Here is a 13,240-nt window from a genome sequence, read left to right as displayed (position 1 = left end):
GCTTGATTAAATATTCTGCTATTGATGAGAAGATTGTGTTGTAAGACCCTGTCTTAAACCAAATAAAAACAGACCCGCTGCAAGTGCAGACATCAATGCATTAACAATAAATTCCATGCCTGTTGTCGGACTTAATAGATAACTAAAGATGGCACCACCTAATAGACCTAGCGTTAATACACCTGAATAATTTACCTTTGCATACTTATACATAAGCAAATATCCCGGTACGACAAAGGCTGCCATAGTTAACCCAACGATATGTGCATTGGCTATTGCGCTAACAAGAAGCTTAAAGAAAATGCTTAAGCCATTTCCCTCAAGTGTAAACGCATAATAAAGGCCTAAGATACAACCGATGATCACAGGCGATAATAAAGAAAGTCCTACACTCTTTGCTAAACGATGTTTCATAAATTCCCTAATTTCACAAAGATAATACGAGAAGTAATAAGCATGGACTAACTAGTTGAAATGCGAAATATCGACAATAGTCGTAATTTGCAGGCTGAAGAAAAAGCGCTAGAAACAAAAAAGCCGCTGAATAAATTCAGCGGCTTCAATGATGGTGGAGAGATAGGGATTTGAACCCTAGAGGGGCTACAAACCCCTGCCGGTTTTCAAGACCGGTGCATTCGACCACTCTGCCATCTCTCCGACGGCGTGCATAATAGATAAAGCGGCCGTGCTTGTGAAGCTTTTTTTTCAAAAAACTGTTTAAGTGATTAAAAAACAACTAAATCGTTCAGCATTAACACAATTAAAGTCAAAATATAATCGATTTGAACTTTTCAATTATTTATCCTGTCTATTGATCCACAATAGTTTGCCCAAATATATAACTCTTGATAGGCTTAGTTCAGTTTAACAATTGGAACTAACGAACGTATAAGTTCATTTAAAGGAGCTCTAACAATGGCGTTTAATCAATCGTACAATACTGCTAGACCAGTAATGTCGACTATTGAAACCAATAAAGTTTTAAAAAACACCTACTTTTTACTCGCTATGACACTTGCATTTAGTGCAGTCACTGCCGGTATCTCTATGGTAATGAATCTACCTTATTTTATGGGGTTAGTATTCAGCTTGATTGCATTCGGCGTACTTTTTGTTGTTAATAAAAAGGCCGACAGTGCGTCAGGTGTTGCTTGGGTATTTGTTTTCACAGGTTTGATGGGCGCAGGGCTTGGTCCAATGCTTAACTACTACGCAGCAATGCCAAATGGCCCATTCCTTATTATGCAAGCGTTAGGTTCTACCGCGTTAATTTTCTTTGGTTTGTCGGCTTATGCGCTTACCACTAAAAAAGACTTCTCATTTATGGGCGGCTTTTTAACTGTTGGTTTAATAGTAGTTATTATTGCAAGCCTAGTTAACTTATTTATCGGCAGCTCAGTTACCTTTATGGTTATCAACGCCGCTGTTGTACTAATTATGTCTGGTTTCATCTTATTCGACACAAGCCGTATTATTAACGGCGGCGAAACCAATTACATCCGTGCAACGGTTGCTTTATACCTGAACATTTATAACTTATTCACTTCACTTCTACACCTACTTGGTGCAAGTGATGACTAATTAAATAGTTCTGCTAAAATAGCCCCTTTCTAGGGGCTTTTTTATTGGATGCGTTTTGGCACAATTTGTACTTTCTATTCATACCGCACCGACCGATCACGACACTACTCAACGGCTGATTAAATTTGCACAGGCTTGTCTTGATTCTGGTCACTCGATTGCAGCTGTTTTTCTTTATCAAGCAGGTGTTTACCACGCAAGTAACCATTTAGAACTTGCCAGTGACGAGCTACCAATTAATCGCTTGTGGCAGTCGTTAAGTGAGCAAAACATCCCCCTACTGCTATGTGTAACGGCCGCTGAAAAGCGTGGCTTAGATACCGCTAATACAGGTGTGTTTACCGTCGCTGGACTCGCTGAATTTGCGATGCTTGTCAGTGAAGCAGATAAATGGGTGCAATTTAAATGAAAAACATTTTAGTAATTAGTCAACATGGCCCATTTGATGATCAGCATATTCGTGAATCACTCGATACCACACTGATTTTTGCCGCTATCGAACAGAATATTAGCTGGCTTCTGAGTGGTGAAGCTGTTTTGGCTTTGAAAAAAAATCAACAGCCAGAATTACTTGGTATTAAAAACTATTTTAAAACCATTAAAACCCTTGAGTTATACGATGTAGAAAACATTTATGTATGTGAAAAGTCGTTAATGGATTTTAACTTAACAAAAGACACGTTAATGATTGATGTCAAAGTAGCTAACTTTGAACAACAGCGAGCGTTGATTGCACAGCAACATCAGGTGGTTACACTATGAGTACCTTGCATATTTTTTCAAAACCCTTATCGCATTACTGCAACAATATGCTCGCTAATTTGATTACTGCTCAAGATTCTGTGCTACTTGTCAGTGACGCATGTTATAACAGCAGACAATTTAAACAGTTTTCTTCTGCACTTTTTTTACTGAAAGAAGATGCAGAAGCGCGCGATATTTCACTTAGTCATAATGAATCAGCCTTAGACTACAGGCAATTTGTAGAATTGACTTTAAACGCAAAGAACACGATTACTTGGTAAACCATGCTTGAATTTAATAACAAACAGATTGAAACAGACAAACAAGGCTATTTACTTGATTCAAATGATTGGAGTGAAGAGCTCGCACCTATTATTGCTGAACAAGAGAACATTACCTTAAGTGAACAGCACTGGGAAGTTGTCCATTTCGTACGTGATTTTTACGTAGAGTACAACACCAGCCCCGCTATTCGCATGCTGGTCAAAGCCATGGCCCAAAAGCTAGGTGAAGAAAAAGGTAATAGTATGTATTTATACAAACTGTTTCCTAAGGGCCCCGCTAAGCAAGCGACTAAAATTGCTGGTTTACCTAAACCTGCTAGGTGCATTTAATGGTTAATAAAACCAATAGCAAACCACATCGCAGTAGCGGTCGCACTTATTCAAGACCAACACAAAAACGTGAATTTAAAAAAGCAATTAGCCCTGAGCAGCGCAAAGTGGTGCTATTTAACAAACCATTTGATGTGCTTTGCCAATTCACCGATGATCAAAACCGCAAGACGTTGGCAGACTATATCACTATTAAAGACGTGTATGCAGCAGGACGCCTAGACAGAGACAGCGAAGGGCTTTTGTTACTTACTAACTGTGGAAAGTTGCAACACACCCTTACTGAGCCCAATAAGAAAACAGCTAAAACTTATTGGGTGCAAGTAGAAGGTAATGTCAGTGATGAGGCTATCTTTGCGCTTAACAAAGGCGTAGCACTGAAAGATGGCATGACCAAGCCAGCCAAGGTTAGACGTATTGATGAGCCATCCGTTTGGCTTCGTACCCCACCCGTTCGCGAGCGTAAAAACATTCCAACTAGCTGGTTAGAAATCTCTATCACCGAAGGGCGCAATCGCCAAGTTCGCCGCATGACAGCACATGTTGGCTTCCCTACTTTGCGATTGATTCGTTACAGTATTGGTAACTATACCCTTGATGGCTTAGAGAGTGGTCAATTTAACGTAGTGAACAACCCAGATGCATAAACCGAATGTCACAGTGGCTGCTATCGTCACATGCCAAGACAAATTTTTACTTGTTAAAGAGCGCGATAAACACACAGGTGAGATTTGCTATAACCAGCCTGCCGGCCATTTGGAAGCCAATGAAACCTTAGCTGAAGCAGCTCATCGCGAACTTATTGAAGAAACAGGTATTAGCCTTCATGCCAGTCACCTTGTAGGCATTTATAATTTGCATGCCGCGAATGGTGTCCACTATATGCGTTTTAGCTTTGCTTTTAATTGCCCAGAGCCCGTTGAAACATCACCCCAAGATAATGACATTTTAAGTGCAGATTGGTTTAGCCTTGAACAAATTAAAAGCATGCCGCTGAGAAGCCCTTTGGTTTTAAAATGCATTGAAGATCATTTAGCTGGTAAAGCCTACCCACTTAGTTTGATTTACCAATAACCGCTGTGATTTTGGCTGGTTTGGGCGTCTAAAAGCATGCTATAATATCGGCCTTTCCATAGCAGTTAAAAAATGACAGCGAATATTATGAGCGAAAATAGTCACATTAAAGTCATCGTGGGCATGTCCGGCGGTGTTGATTCTTCAGTATCAGCGTATTTATTAAAGCAGCAAGGCTATCAAGTTGAAGGCCTGTTCATGAAAAACTGGGAAGAAGATGATAATGATGAATATTGCGCTGCAGCTGAAGACCTAAAAGACGCACAAGCAGTGTGCGACAAGCTAGGTATTGAGCTTCACACTGTAAATTTTGCAGCCGAATACTGGGACAACGTGTTTGAGTACTTTTTAGCAGAGTACAAAGCAGGCCGCACACCAAACCCAGACATCATGTGTAATAAAGAAATCAAATTCAAAGCATTCTTAGAGTTTGCAGCACAGGCACTGGGTGCTGATTATATTGCTACAGGTCACTATGTACGCCGCGAACAACGCGGTGATAAATTTGTAATGTGTCGTGGCCTTGATGACAACAAAGATCAAAGCTATTTCTTATACACGCTAAGCCATGAGCATATTGCGCAAACACTTTTCCCTGTTGGTGATATTGCTAAACCTGAAGTACGCCGCATCGCTGAAGAGCAAGACTTAATTACGCATGATAAGAAAGACAGTACCGGTATTTGTTTTATCGGTGAGCGTAAATTTAAAGATTTCTTACAAAAATTCTTACCAGCACAGCCTGGTAAAATTGAAGATACCGATGGCAATGAAGTGGGCGAGCACGAAGGCTTGATGTACCACACGCTTGGTCAACGTAAAGGCCTGTTAATTGGCGGCATGAAAGAAGGCTCAGGTGAACCTTGGTACGTTGTAGATAAAGACGTTGAACGTAACGTGTTAGTCGTTGGTCAAGGTAAAGACCACCCTCGCCTATACAGTAATGGCTTAAATGCAAACCAGCTACACTGGGTTGACCGTGAAGGCCCTAAAGGGACTACACGCTGTACTGTTAAAACTCGTTATCGCCAAGAAGATATCAGCTGTACTTTACTCGTTGGTGAAGATGGTATGGCACGCGTACTATTTGATGAGCCACAAAAAGCGGTTACACCGGGCCAATCAGCCGTATTTTACGCTGACGAAGTCTGTTTAGGTGGCGGTATTATTGATTCGGTGATCAAGTAATGACAGAGCACCAAGTCATGGCTTTAGCTGCCATGTGTCAAGTTGCTAAACAAGTACAAAAAGTTGCGCAATATGGCCAAGGCAGTGATCACGAATTAGAGAAATTACTAAACTGTATTGTCGAAACATCACCAAATAGCCCTGAAGAAGTGTATCAAGGTAAGCATAATTTACGAGAAGGCTATTGCATTTTGATTGCACAGCTTTCAGCCGGCGCAGACAAAGACGTCGAAATCGTAAAGTATGTAGGTGGTTTAATGCAATTAGAGCGTGCATTAAGCTCAAAACAAAACAGTTTAAATGAATTAGGTCGTCGCATTGATGATGTTAAACGTCGCCTCGACCATTTTGCTATCACAGATGATACTGTTGTAGCAGCGCTTGCTGATATTTACTCATCGGTGCTAAGCCCCCTTGGGCATCGTATTCAAGTGTACGGCAAGCCAGAGTTATTAAAACAGCAGCTCACGCAAAACAAAATCCGCGCCCTATTATTGGCCGGAATTCGTAGTGCCGTGTTATGGCGACAAATGGGCGGTAAACGCCGTCACTTTTTCTTTGCAAAAAGAAAAATCCTCGCCATTGCTAAACAATCAATTTAATTATCGTTCAAACTAGACAATTTAGGAGTCATTATGGAGCTTTCAGCGTTAACCGCTATCTCTCCGGTAGATGGTCGCTATGGCAGCAAGACCACGGAACTACGCAGCATTTTCAGCGAATTTGGTTTAATCAAATACCGTGTAACTGTTGAAGTTCGTTGGTTACAAGCTTTGTCTGCAGCAAGCGCAATCGCAGAAGTACCGGCATTTAGCGACGAGGCTAATGCTTTACTTAATGCCATTGTTGATAACTTTAGCGAAGCGGATGCAGCACGCGTTAAAGAAATCGAGCGCACAACTAACCATGACGTAAAAGCCGTTGAATACCTACTTAAAGAAAAAGTAGCAGACAACGCAGAGCTTAACGCAGTAAACGAATTTATTCACTTTGCATGTACTTCAGAAGACATTAATAACCTATCTCACGGTTTAATGCTAACAGAAGCGCGTGACAAAGTATTACTTCCATACTGTGACCAACTTCTAAATGCATTAAAAGAAAAAGCGGTTGAGTACAAGTCAGTTGCGATGATGACACGTACCCACGGTCAACCTGCTACTCCTTCTACAATGGGTAAAGAATTTGCTAACGTATACATGCGCTTAAAGCGTCAACGTGACCAAATTGCTAACGTAGAAATGTTAGGTAAAATCAATGGTGCTGTAGGTAACTACAATGCTCACCTAAGTGCATACCCAGATTACGATTGGCACAGCCACGCTGAACAATTCGTAACAAGCCTTGGTTTAACATTTAACCCGTTCACAACACAAATCGAGCCACACGATTACATTGCTGAGTTATTCGATGCGATTGCACGTTTCAACACTGTATTGCTTGATTTTGACCGTGACGTTTGGGGCTACATTGCGCTTAACCACTTCAAGCAAAAAACAATTGCAGGTGAAATTGGTTCTTCAACCATGCCTCACAAAGTAAACCCGATTGATTTTGAAAACTCTGAAGGTAACTTAGGTATTGCGAACGCAATTTTTGCACACCTTGCGCAAAAGCTACCTGTATCTCGCTGGCAACGTGACTTAACTGATTCAACAGTTTTACGTAACCTGGGTGTTGGTATGGGCTACACACTTATCGCTTACCAAGCGACATTAAAAGGTGTTAGCAAGCTTGAAGTAAATGAAGCGCGTTTACTCGAAGAACTAGATCAAAACTGGGAATTATTAGCAGAGCCTATCCAAACGGTAATGCGTAAATATGGTATCGAAAAGCCATATGAAAAACTTAAAGACCTTACGCGTGGTAAACGTGTAAACCAAGAAATCATGGCTGATTTCATCGATGGTCTTGAGTTACCTGAAGAAGCAAAAGTAGAAATGAAAAAATTAACACCGGCTAATTACATCGGTCGTGCTGTTGAGTTCATCGACAACTTAGCTTAAATTCAAACTAAGATTTTAAAAAGCGAAAGGCCTTCCTTTCGCTTTTTTTATACCACTTCGTTTAGGTCATGTTATGTATCAATTAACTATAAACTCATTAACCCAAGAGCAGTTTTTAGCCGAGTACTGGCAAAAGAAACCATTACTTATTAAGCAAGGCTTTAAAGATTTTTCTGATCCTATTGAGCCTGAAGAACTTGCCGGCCTTGCCATGGAAGAAAGTATTGAATCACGCATTGTCACCAATCACTCAGATGATTGGCAAGCATACCATGGCCCATTTGAAGACTTTAGTTTGCTAACTGAAAAGCACGCAACACTACTCGTGCAAGCGGTTGACCATTGGCATAACGATGCTGCGCAATTACTGGAGCCATTTTGTTTTATTCCAAACTGGCGTATCGATGACTTGATGATCAGCTATTCTACGCCGGGTGGTGGCGTGGGACCGCATTTAGATCAATACGATGTATTTATTATTCAAGGTGAAGGTAAACGCCATTGGCGCGTTGGTTTACCTGATGCGAACTTAAAACAATTCGCACAAAATAAAAGCCTATTACAAGTTGAGCAATTTCCTGCCGTGATCGATTGTGTGTTAGAGCCGGGTGATATTTTGTATATCCCACCTGGTTGTCCGCATGAAGGCTATGCCGTTGAAAACGCGCTTAATTACTCTGTGGGTTTTAGAGCGCCAAATCAACGCGATTTACTCTCTCAATTTGCCGATCACCTCATTTGATACTGAGCTTGGCAATCAACGATATGGTGATGCAGAGCTTAAATTGCGTACTTCAAAAGGTGAACTTAGCCAAGCTGAAGCTGAAAAAGTAAAGCAGCTTATGATTGCTGCGATTAATGATGACGAAGTATTCAAGACTTGGCTTGGTAACAGTATGAGCCAGCCAAAGCATGAGATGGATTTAGCCCCGCTAGAAGACCCATATTCATTAAATGATGTCATCGAGTTAATCAATGATGACGAGGTTGTTTTTGAGCGTTTAGGCGGTACCCGAGCTATCTACCAAGTTATTGACGATAAGATACTTTTAAGTATTAATGGCGTTAACTACATACATGATTTAGATGAACTTGAATTGATAACCAAGCTTACTGATCAAACTTGGCTGACCGCAGCTGACATAAATAGTTCAAAAAATAATCACATTTTCTTGAAAACCTTTACTACACTTTTAAATGAGGGTATTTGGTTTTGTTAGGAGCGTGTGTTTATGGGCTATCATATAGATGAAGTTGAATGGAGTATCGACAAGGAACTCTTACAACAAATCCGAGAACGGGTATTTGTATGCGAATTACATATCCCTAAACACATAGAGTTTGATCACCTAGATAAAACAGCACACCACGTACTCGTTACAGATGAGTGTAAATGCCCGGTTGCAACCGGGCGTTTATGTAGTGATGGCCTCATTGGCCGTATTGCCGTTTTACCTGAGCATCGCAATCGCTCAGTTTACAAATCATTACTGACATACTTAGTCAATATGGCAGAAAAACAAGGCTGCGACTGTGTCAGTATTAATTGTATTTTGAATGAAGTTGATCGATTTAAACGTAATGGCTTTTCAGCAGATGGCTTAGTATTTATGGAAGCCGGTATTCCAAGACAACGAATGCTGTGCCCTATCAAGCAATTTGATACTAGGCCGTTCACTTTAGTGCATTAAGCGAATTGGCATCAATAAAAAAGCTGAATAACATTATTCAGCTTTTTTAATAGAAATTATGCAAATTGAGTTATGCTGGCTCGTTTTGCCACAATTCTTCTCTTTGGAACAAATCATACAAGCCATGGGCACGATTGATGAGTAGATTTGCAAAATCAACTTTGGTTTTATCTACCGCGCCTGATTGCATAATTTGGTCAGCTTTTAATTGCCACTGCATCGAAAAGTAGCGCAACGCTTCTCGAGCACTACTAGCAGCCTCAACCGCAGCATGGTCTGCAGGAAGACGGCCATTTATGACCCAATAAACTTTACCGTTTTGTGCTTTAAATTTCCAAACGGCCACTAATGGCGCAATAAAACGACATTCTTTATCCATCACTGTCTGCGGGATAATCCCCTTTTCTGCTAAATGCTTTTGTGCATTTTGGAAACATTCTCTTTGCCAAATAACACTTTGTTTTTGCGCTTCGGCTTGTTCTTCTGGTGTTAATGGTCTTGCTTGTTTTTGTTCCATGGTGGTTACTCTTTTACAACATTTATGACACTTTAAGGTTTAAAATGGCGCTGTGCAAGTGTTTACGGGCTATCAAAGAGCATTTTAAATTACTTGCCTACTATTCATTCAAATCAGAAAGAAGAGTTAGGCTCAGTTAAAAATTGTAGCTCTTCGGGGGTTGATTCACGGCCTAAAATCGCGTTTCGGTGTGGGTAACGACCAAACCTATCAATAATCACTTTATGCTTTAGTTCAAATTCATAATTACTCATGCCTTTAAACAATTGTTCAGCATGTTGATGAATGACTTTCGATTCACTGTGCATAAACGGCATATAAATAAACGCCGCTTGAGAGCTAGGTAATTTTTTATCAAAACCAAGTTCAATTGCTCTTTGCGCTAAGCTTAGGGCTTGTGGATCTTGGCTAAAAGCCTGTGCAGTGTTTCGATAAATATTCCGTGAGAATTGATCTAACACAATAATTTCAGCTAAAGAGCCTTGGGCATCAAGTCGCCAGTCAGCATGCTCGCCAGCGATAACCTGCAAAAGACACTCTGAAAACTCACGTGAAATTAATGCATCAATGTCATTAGATTGTTGATACCAAGCTTCTGGGCCTAATTCATTAAACCAAAAATCGATAATCCTTTGCTTATTCATAAACTCTCCTTAATTACCCAGTACTTTTGCCGGATCTACCCTAGTGGCTTGCCACGCAGGATATAAGGTTGCCAAAATAGCGAGAACAAATGTAACAATCACCGTGATAACGATATCTTGCCAAACTAATTTACTGGGTAAAAACTCTATAAAATAAACACCTTGTAACGGGTTATCGCCAAATAAGTTACTTGCCCAAGTGAATAGTTCACTGATGTTTAACGCAAGCATTACGCCGATAATAGTGCCTAAGATCACACCAATTAAAGCTTGTGTAAAACCTTGCATTACGAAGGTTACTAAAATGGTGCTATCTTGTGCGCCCATGGTTTTTAAAATCGCAATATTTGCTTGTTTTTCACGTACTTCCATCACTAATGAAGAAACGATATTAAAACTCGCTACGGCAATTATTAAAAACACCACGATATACACAATGGTGCGAACCATTTGAATATCTTGATATAAGCTACCCTGCGTTCTAAACCAACTCGAGACATAGACATAATCTGGTATAACTTGCCCCACGCGCATCGCTGTTTGATGGGCTGCAAATACATCTTCTACTTGTAATCGTAATCCGGTTACTTGGTTTTCATCGAAACTCAGCACACTTTGCGCTTTATCAAGGCGAATGAAAGCAGCCGTTTCATCAATTGGGCCGCCCATTTTTATAATACCCGCAAGATTCAAGCTCACCCGCTTTGGTGCCAGTAAAGTGTTACTTTGCTGGTTTATCTGGGGAATTAATAAGGTAACTGGGTCGCCAATCTTAAGACCTAATCGGTTGACTATTTGCTGCCCTAACAGTACATCTTCTTGTTGTAACTGACTAACTAAACGCCCTTCTGTGAATTGGTTTAATGCCGACACTTGGTTTTCAAATTCGGGGCTAACACCACGCACTTCAACCGCTTTTAGCTCGCTTTTATATTGTGCCATGCCGTTAACACTAATAAATGGCGCAGCACCTGTAACACCTGCTTGAGAACGCAATAAAGCAACTTTTGACTGCCAGTTATTGATTGGTTTGTTAGGGGCAACATATTCAACCTGCGGAACTACCGATAAAAGTCGATGTACTAATTGCTGCTCAAAGCCATTGATCACTGAAAGCGCAACAATTAACACGGCGACTCCCAAAAGTATGCCGATTGTCGATGCTTTAGCGATAAAACTAACAAAACCGTTTTGTCCGTCTTTTTGGCCACTATGGGCACGAAATCGTTTTGAAATAAAGGCACTAAGCAACATGCTGAGACTCTTTAATAGCAAGCTTACCATCATCTAAATAGGCAATTTTGCCTAGTTTATCTGCAAGCTCTAAATCATGGGTTACCACAACAAAGCTGGTTTTTAAGCTGGTATTTAGCTCTTTGATTAAATCGTAAATCTTAATAGCGTTTTGTTTATCTAGGTTACCCGTAGGTTCATCGGCTAGCACTAAAGCAGGTTCGGTTACTAATGCACGTGCTATTGCAACCCGCTGCCTCTCACCACCTGATAACGCCGATGGTTTATGTTCGCTACGATGAGATAGCCCTACTTTATCTAGCATGTTACGGGCTTTTTCGGTTGCCGCTTTTGCGCTTAAGCCTTTAATTAATAATGGCATTGCAACATTTTCGATGGCAGTAAATTCCATTAATAAATGATGAAATTGATAAATGAAGCCCAAATTTTCATTTCGGAAACTGGCTTGTTGTTTACGGTTTAATTTAGCAACTTGCTGACCTTTAATTTCAACTTTACCTGAGCTTGCATTATCCAAGGTGCCTAATATGTGCAATAAGGTACTTTTACCGGAGCCTGAGCTACCAACAACGGCTAACATCTCACCTTGTTGAAGCGCTAAATCAACCCCTTTTAAAACAGCAACTTCGTTATCACCATCTTGATATACTTTGTTAAGCTGCTGACAATTGATAACTAAATCACTCATAACGTAATACCTCTGCTGGATTCACTTTTGCAGCTTTTCTGGCAGGATACAAGGTAGCTAAAAAGCTCATTGCGATACTCCCTGCGGCAATTAAACTCAAACTCATCACATCAAATTTAACGGGTAAACTCACACCGGCTAATAAATTGATGCCTAACATATTCAATAATTCATTAATGTTGCTACTTAATAGCACGCCAAGTAACGCACCGATGCTGGTACCGATTAGACCGTTGTATAAGCCTTGGATCATAAACACATGCTGTACTTGTAACGGAGTTAAACCCAATGTTTGTAAAATAGCGACTTCACTTTGTTTTTCACTGACCATCATGGTTAATGCTGACACGATATTAAACACCGCAACGAGCACGATTAAGCCAAGTAACATCGACATAATGCGCTTTTCCATTGCCACAGCAGCAAATAGTGTCCCTTGGCTAGCTCGCCAATCAGTAACAGCGTAATCATTTAAAATCGCTAACTGAGATTGCAATACTTGCTCAACGGCAAAAGGTTCATATAGCGACACACTTAAATTTGGCGCAGCTGATTTTGGCAGCTTTAAAACTCGGCCTAACGAATAGCCACTGGTAAATGCCAATGACATATCAATTTCTGATTGTGTTTCATACAGTGCAGCTACGGTAAACAAGCGCTGACTCGGTACTCGACCAAGTGGGGTGTACGAACTGGCATTAGGCATGATCACCCGTACTTTATCCCCAAGCGAAATACCCAATTTGCGGCTCAAATAGCGGCTAATTGCAATGTGGTAATTGCTATCCATTACCAAGGACCAATTACCGGCAACAATTTTATCTTTTACGTTATAAAGGGAGCTTCCTTCATCATAGAGCCCTTGTAACAACACACCATGCAAATCTTGGTTAGTTTGTAAAATGGCTTCACCATGACGATACAGGTTAACTTGTTTGATATCTTGAGAATTTTCTAGTTGCTGCTTTAACTGCAACATGGTTTCTTTCGAATTACCCTCAGCTGATACTTCAATATGAGGAATTAAACCGAGCATGTTGGTTTTAAGGTTATTCTCAAAGCCATTCATTACCGAACTAACTGTAAACAAGGCCATTAAGCCAATAGCAATGCCCGCAATAGAAAAAAATGAGATGAATGAGATAAAGGCATTACCCTTTGAGGAGCGACTATATCTCAGCCCTATAAAAAGGCTAACAGGTTGAAACATAATAAGTTGTGGGTAGTCCAAGGGCTAAA

Annotated in this window: 17 protein-coding genes, 1 tRNA gene and 1 pseudogene; 12 read left to right on the top strand and 7 right to left on the bottom strand. The window is 40.5% G+C overall.

Annotation, left to right across the window (positions count from 1 at the left end; translation table 11 throughout):
- Positions 1 to 18 precede the first annotated feature (18 nt).
- Together C2M25_RS03875 and C2M25_RS03870 are read right to left on the bottom strand one after the other, a co-directional pair.
- The gene (locus C2M25_RS03875; protein WP_063705582.1) at positions 19 to 414 is read right to left on the bottom strand and encodes a hypothetical protein; all 396 of its coding nucleotides are present in this window, start codon (positions 412 to 414) and stop codon (positions 19 to 21) included.
- Positions 415 to 566: 152 nt separating this feature from the next.
- Positions 567 to 657, bottom strand: a tRNA-Ser gene (locus C2M25_RS03870).
- A gap of 258 nt (positions 658 to 915) precedes the next feature.
- On the opposite strand from C2M25_RS03870, the gene C2M25_RS03865 reads away from it, so the two are divergent.
- The 12 genes and pseudogenes from C2M25_RS03865 (at position 916) to C2M25_RS03810 (ending at position 8,898) form a co-directional block, all read left to right on the top strand.
- Positions 916 to 1,581 (top strand): Bax inhibitor-1/YccA family protein, encoded by a 666-nt coding sequence (locus C2M25_RS03865; RefSeq protein ID WP_063705584.1) that lies wholly within the window; start codon positions 916 to 918, stop codon positions 1,579 to 1,581.
- A 55-nt stretch (positions 1,582 to 1,636) separates the two neighbouring features.
- Positions 1,637 to 1,990, top strand: a complete 354-nt coding sequence (gene tusD / locus C2M25_RS03860) for a sulfurtransferase complex subunit TusD (RefSeq protein ID WP_105180446.1) — start codon at positions 1,637 to 1,639, stop codon at positions 1,988 to 1,990.
- Positions 1,987 to 2,343, top strand: a complete 357-nt coding sequence (gene tusC, locus C2M25_RS03855; protein WP_105174063.1) for a sulfurtransferase complex subunit TusC — start codon at positions 1,987 to 1,989, stop codon at positions 2,341 to 2,343. Before tusD ends, tusC begins: the two co-directional genes overlap by 4 nt.
- Positions 2,340 to 2,606 carry a sulfurtransferase complex subunit TusB gene (gene tusB, locus C2M25_RS03850; RefSeq protein WP_105174062.1) on the top strand — a complete coding sequence of 89 codons (267 nt, stop codon included), beginning with the start codon at positions 2,340 to 2,342 and terminating at the stop codon, positions 2,604 to 2,606. Before tusC ends, tusB begins: the two co-directional genes overlap by 4 nt.
- Before the next feature lie 3 nt (positions 2,607 to 2,609).
- Positions 2,610 to 2,939 carry a sulfurtransferase TusE gene (gene tusE, locus C2M25_RS03845; RefSeq protein WP_063705594.1) on the top strand — a complete coding sequence of 110 codons (330 nt, stop codon included), beginning with the start codon at positions 2,610 to 2,612 and terminating at the stop codon, positions 2,937 to 2,939.
- Positions 2,939 to 3,586 (top strand): pseudouridine synthase, encoded by a 648-nt coding sequence (locus tag C2M25_RS03840; RefSeq protein WP_105180445.1) that lies wholly within the window; start codon positions 2,939 to 2,941, stop codon positions 3,584 to 3,586. Before tusE ends, C2M25_RS03840 begins: the two co-directional genes overlap by 1 nt.
- Positions 3,579 to 4,013, top strand: coding sequence for an NUDIX hydrolase (locus tag C2M25_RS03835; RefSeq protein WP_105180444.1), 435 nt, complete (start codon positions 3,579 to 3,581; stop codon positions 4,011 to 4,013). Before C2M25_RS03840 ends, C2M25_RS03835 begins: the two co-directional genes overlap by 8 nt.
- Positions 4,014 to 4,100: 87 nt before the next feature.
- The gene (gene mnmA, locus C2M25_RS03830) at positions 4,101 to 5,201 is read left to right on the top strand and encodes a tRNA 2-thiouridine(34) synthase MnmA (protein WP_105174348.1); all 1,101 of its coding nucleotides are present in this window, start codon (positions 4,101 to 4,103) and stop codon (positions 5,199 to 5,201) included.
- The gene (gene hflD / locus C2M25_RS03825; protein WP_105180443.1) at positions 5,201 to 5,803 is read left to right on the top strand and encodes a high frequency lysogenization protein HflD; all 603 of its coding nucleotides are present in this window, start codon (positions 5,201 to 5,203) and stop codon (positions 5,801 to 5,803) included. Before mnmA ends, hflD begins: the two co-directional genes overlap by 1 nt.
- A 33-nt stretch (positions 5,804 to 5,836) precedes the next feature.
- A complete protein-coding gene (gene purB, locus C2M25_RS03820; protein ID WP_063705605.1) occupies positions 5,837 to 7,207 on the top strand; it encodes an adenylosuccinate lyase in 1,371 nt (456 codons plus the stop codon).
- 73 nt (positions 7,208 to 7,280) lie between these two features.
- Positions 7,281 to 8,427 (top strand): annotated as a pseudogene (locus C2M25_RS03815) (JmjC domain-containing protein).
- A 12-nt stretch (positions 8,428 to 8,439) separates the two neighbouring features.
- The gene (locus C2M25_RS03810) at positions 8,440 to 8,898 is read left to right on the top strand and encodes a GNAT family N-acetyltransferase (protein WP_063705610.1); all 459 of its coding nucleotides are present in this window, start codon (positions 8,440 to 8,442) and stop codon (positions 8,896 to 8,898) included.
- 70 nt (positions 8,899 to 8,968) lie between these two features.
- Here the strand turns inward: C2M25_RS03810 and C2M25_RS03805 are convergent, their stop codons facing one another.
- The 5 genes from C2M25_RS03805 to C2M25_RS03785 form a co-directional block, all read right to left on the bottom strand.
- On the bottom strand, positions 8,969 to 9,415 hold the full coding sequence (locus C2M25_RS03805; protein ID WP_105180442.1) for a DUF4826 family protein: 447 nt from the start codon (positions 9,413 to 9,415) through the stop codon (positions 8,969 to 8,971).
- A gap of 113 nt (positions 9,416 to 9,528) precedes the next feature.
- A complete protein-coding gene (locus C2M25_RS03800) occupies positions 9,529 to 10,059 on the bottom strand; it encodes a DUF924 family protein (RefSeq protein WP_105180441.1) in 531 nt (176 codons plus the stop codon).
- Positions 10,060 to 10,068: 9 nt separating this feature from the next.
- Complete coding sequence (locus tag C2M25_RS03795; RefSeq protein ID WP_105180440.1) at positions 10,069 to 11,313, bottom strand: lipoprotein-releasing ABC transporter permease subunit; 1,245 nt, start codon at positions 11,311 to 11,313, stop codon at positions 10,069 to 10,071.
- Positions 11,303 to 12,001, bottom strand: coding sequence for a lipoprotein-releasing ABC transporter ATP-binding protein LolD (lolD, locus tag C2M25_RS03790; protein WP_105180439.1), 699 nt, complete (start codon positions 11,999 to 12,001; stop codon positions 11,303 to 11,305). Before lolD ends, C2M25_RS03795 begins: the two co-directional genes overlap by 11 nt.
- Complete coding sequence (locus tag C2M25_RS03785; RefSeq protein WP_105180438.1) at positions 11,994 to 13,211, bottom strand: lipoprotein-releasing ABC transporter permease subunit; 1,218 nt, start codon at positions 13,209 to 13,211, stop codon at positions 11,994 to 11,996. Before C2M25_RS03785 ends, lolD begins: the two co-directional genes overlap by 8 nt.
- Positions 13,212 to 13,240 lie beyond the last annotated feature (29 nt).

This window comes from Pseudoalteromonas sp. T1lg21 (assembly GCF_002964625.1).
GTDB lineage: Bacteria > Pseudomonadota > Gammaproteobacteria > Enterobacterales > Alteromonadaceae > Pseudoalteromonas > Pseudoalteromonas gelatinilytica.
This window is presented reverse-complemented; position numbering and strand designations above follow the sequence as displayed.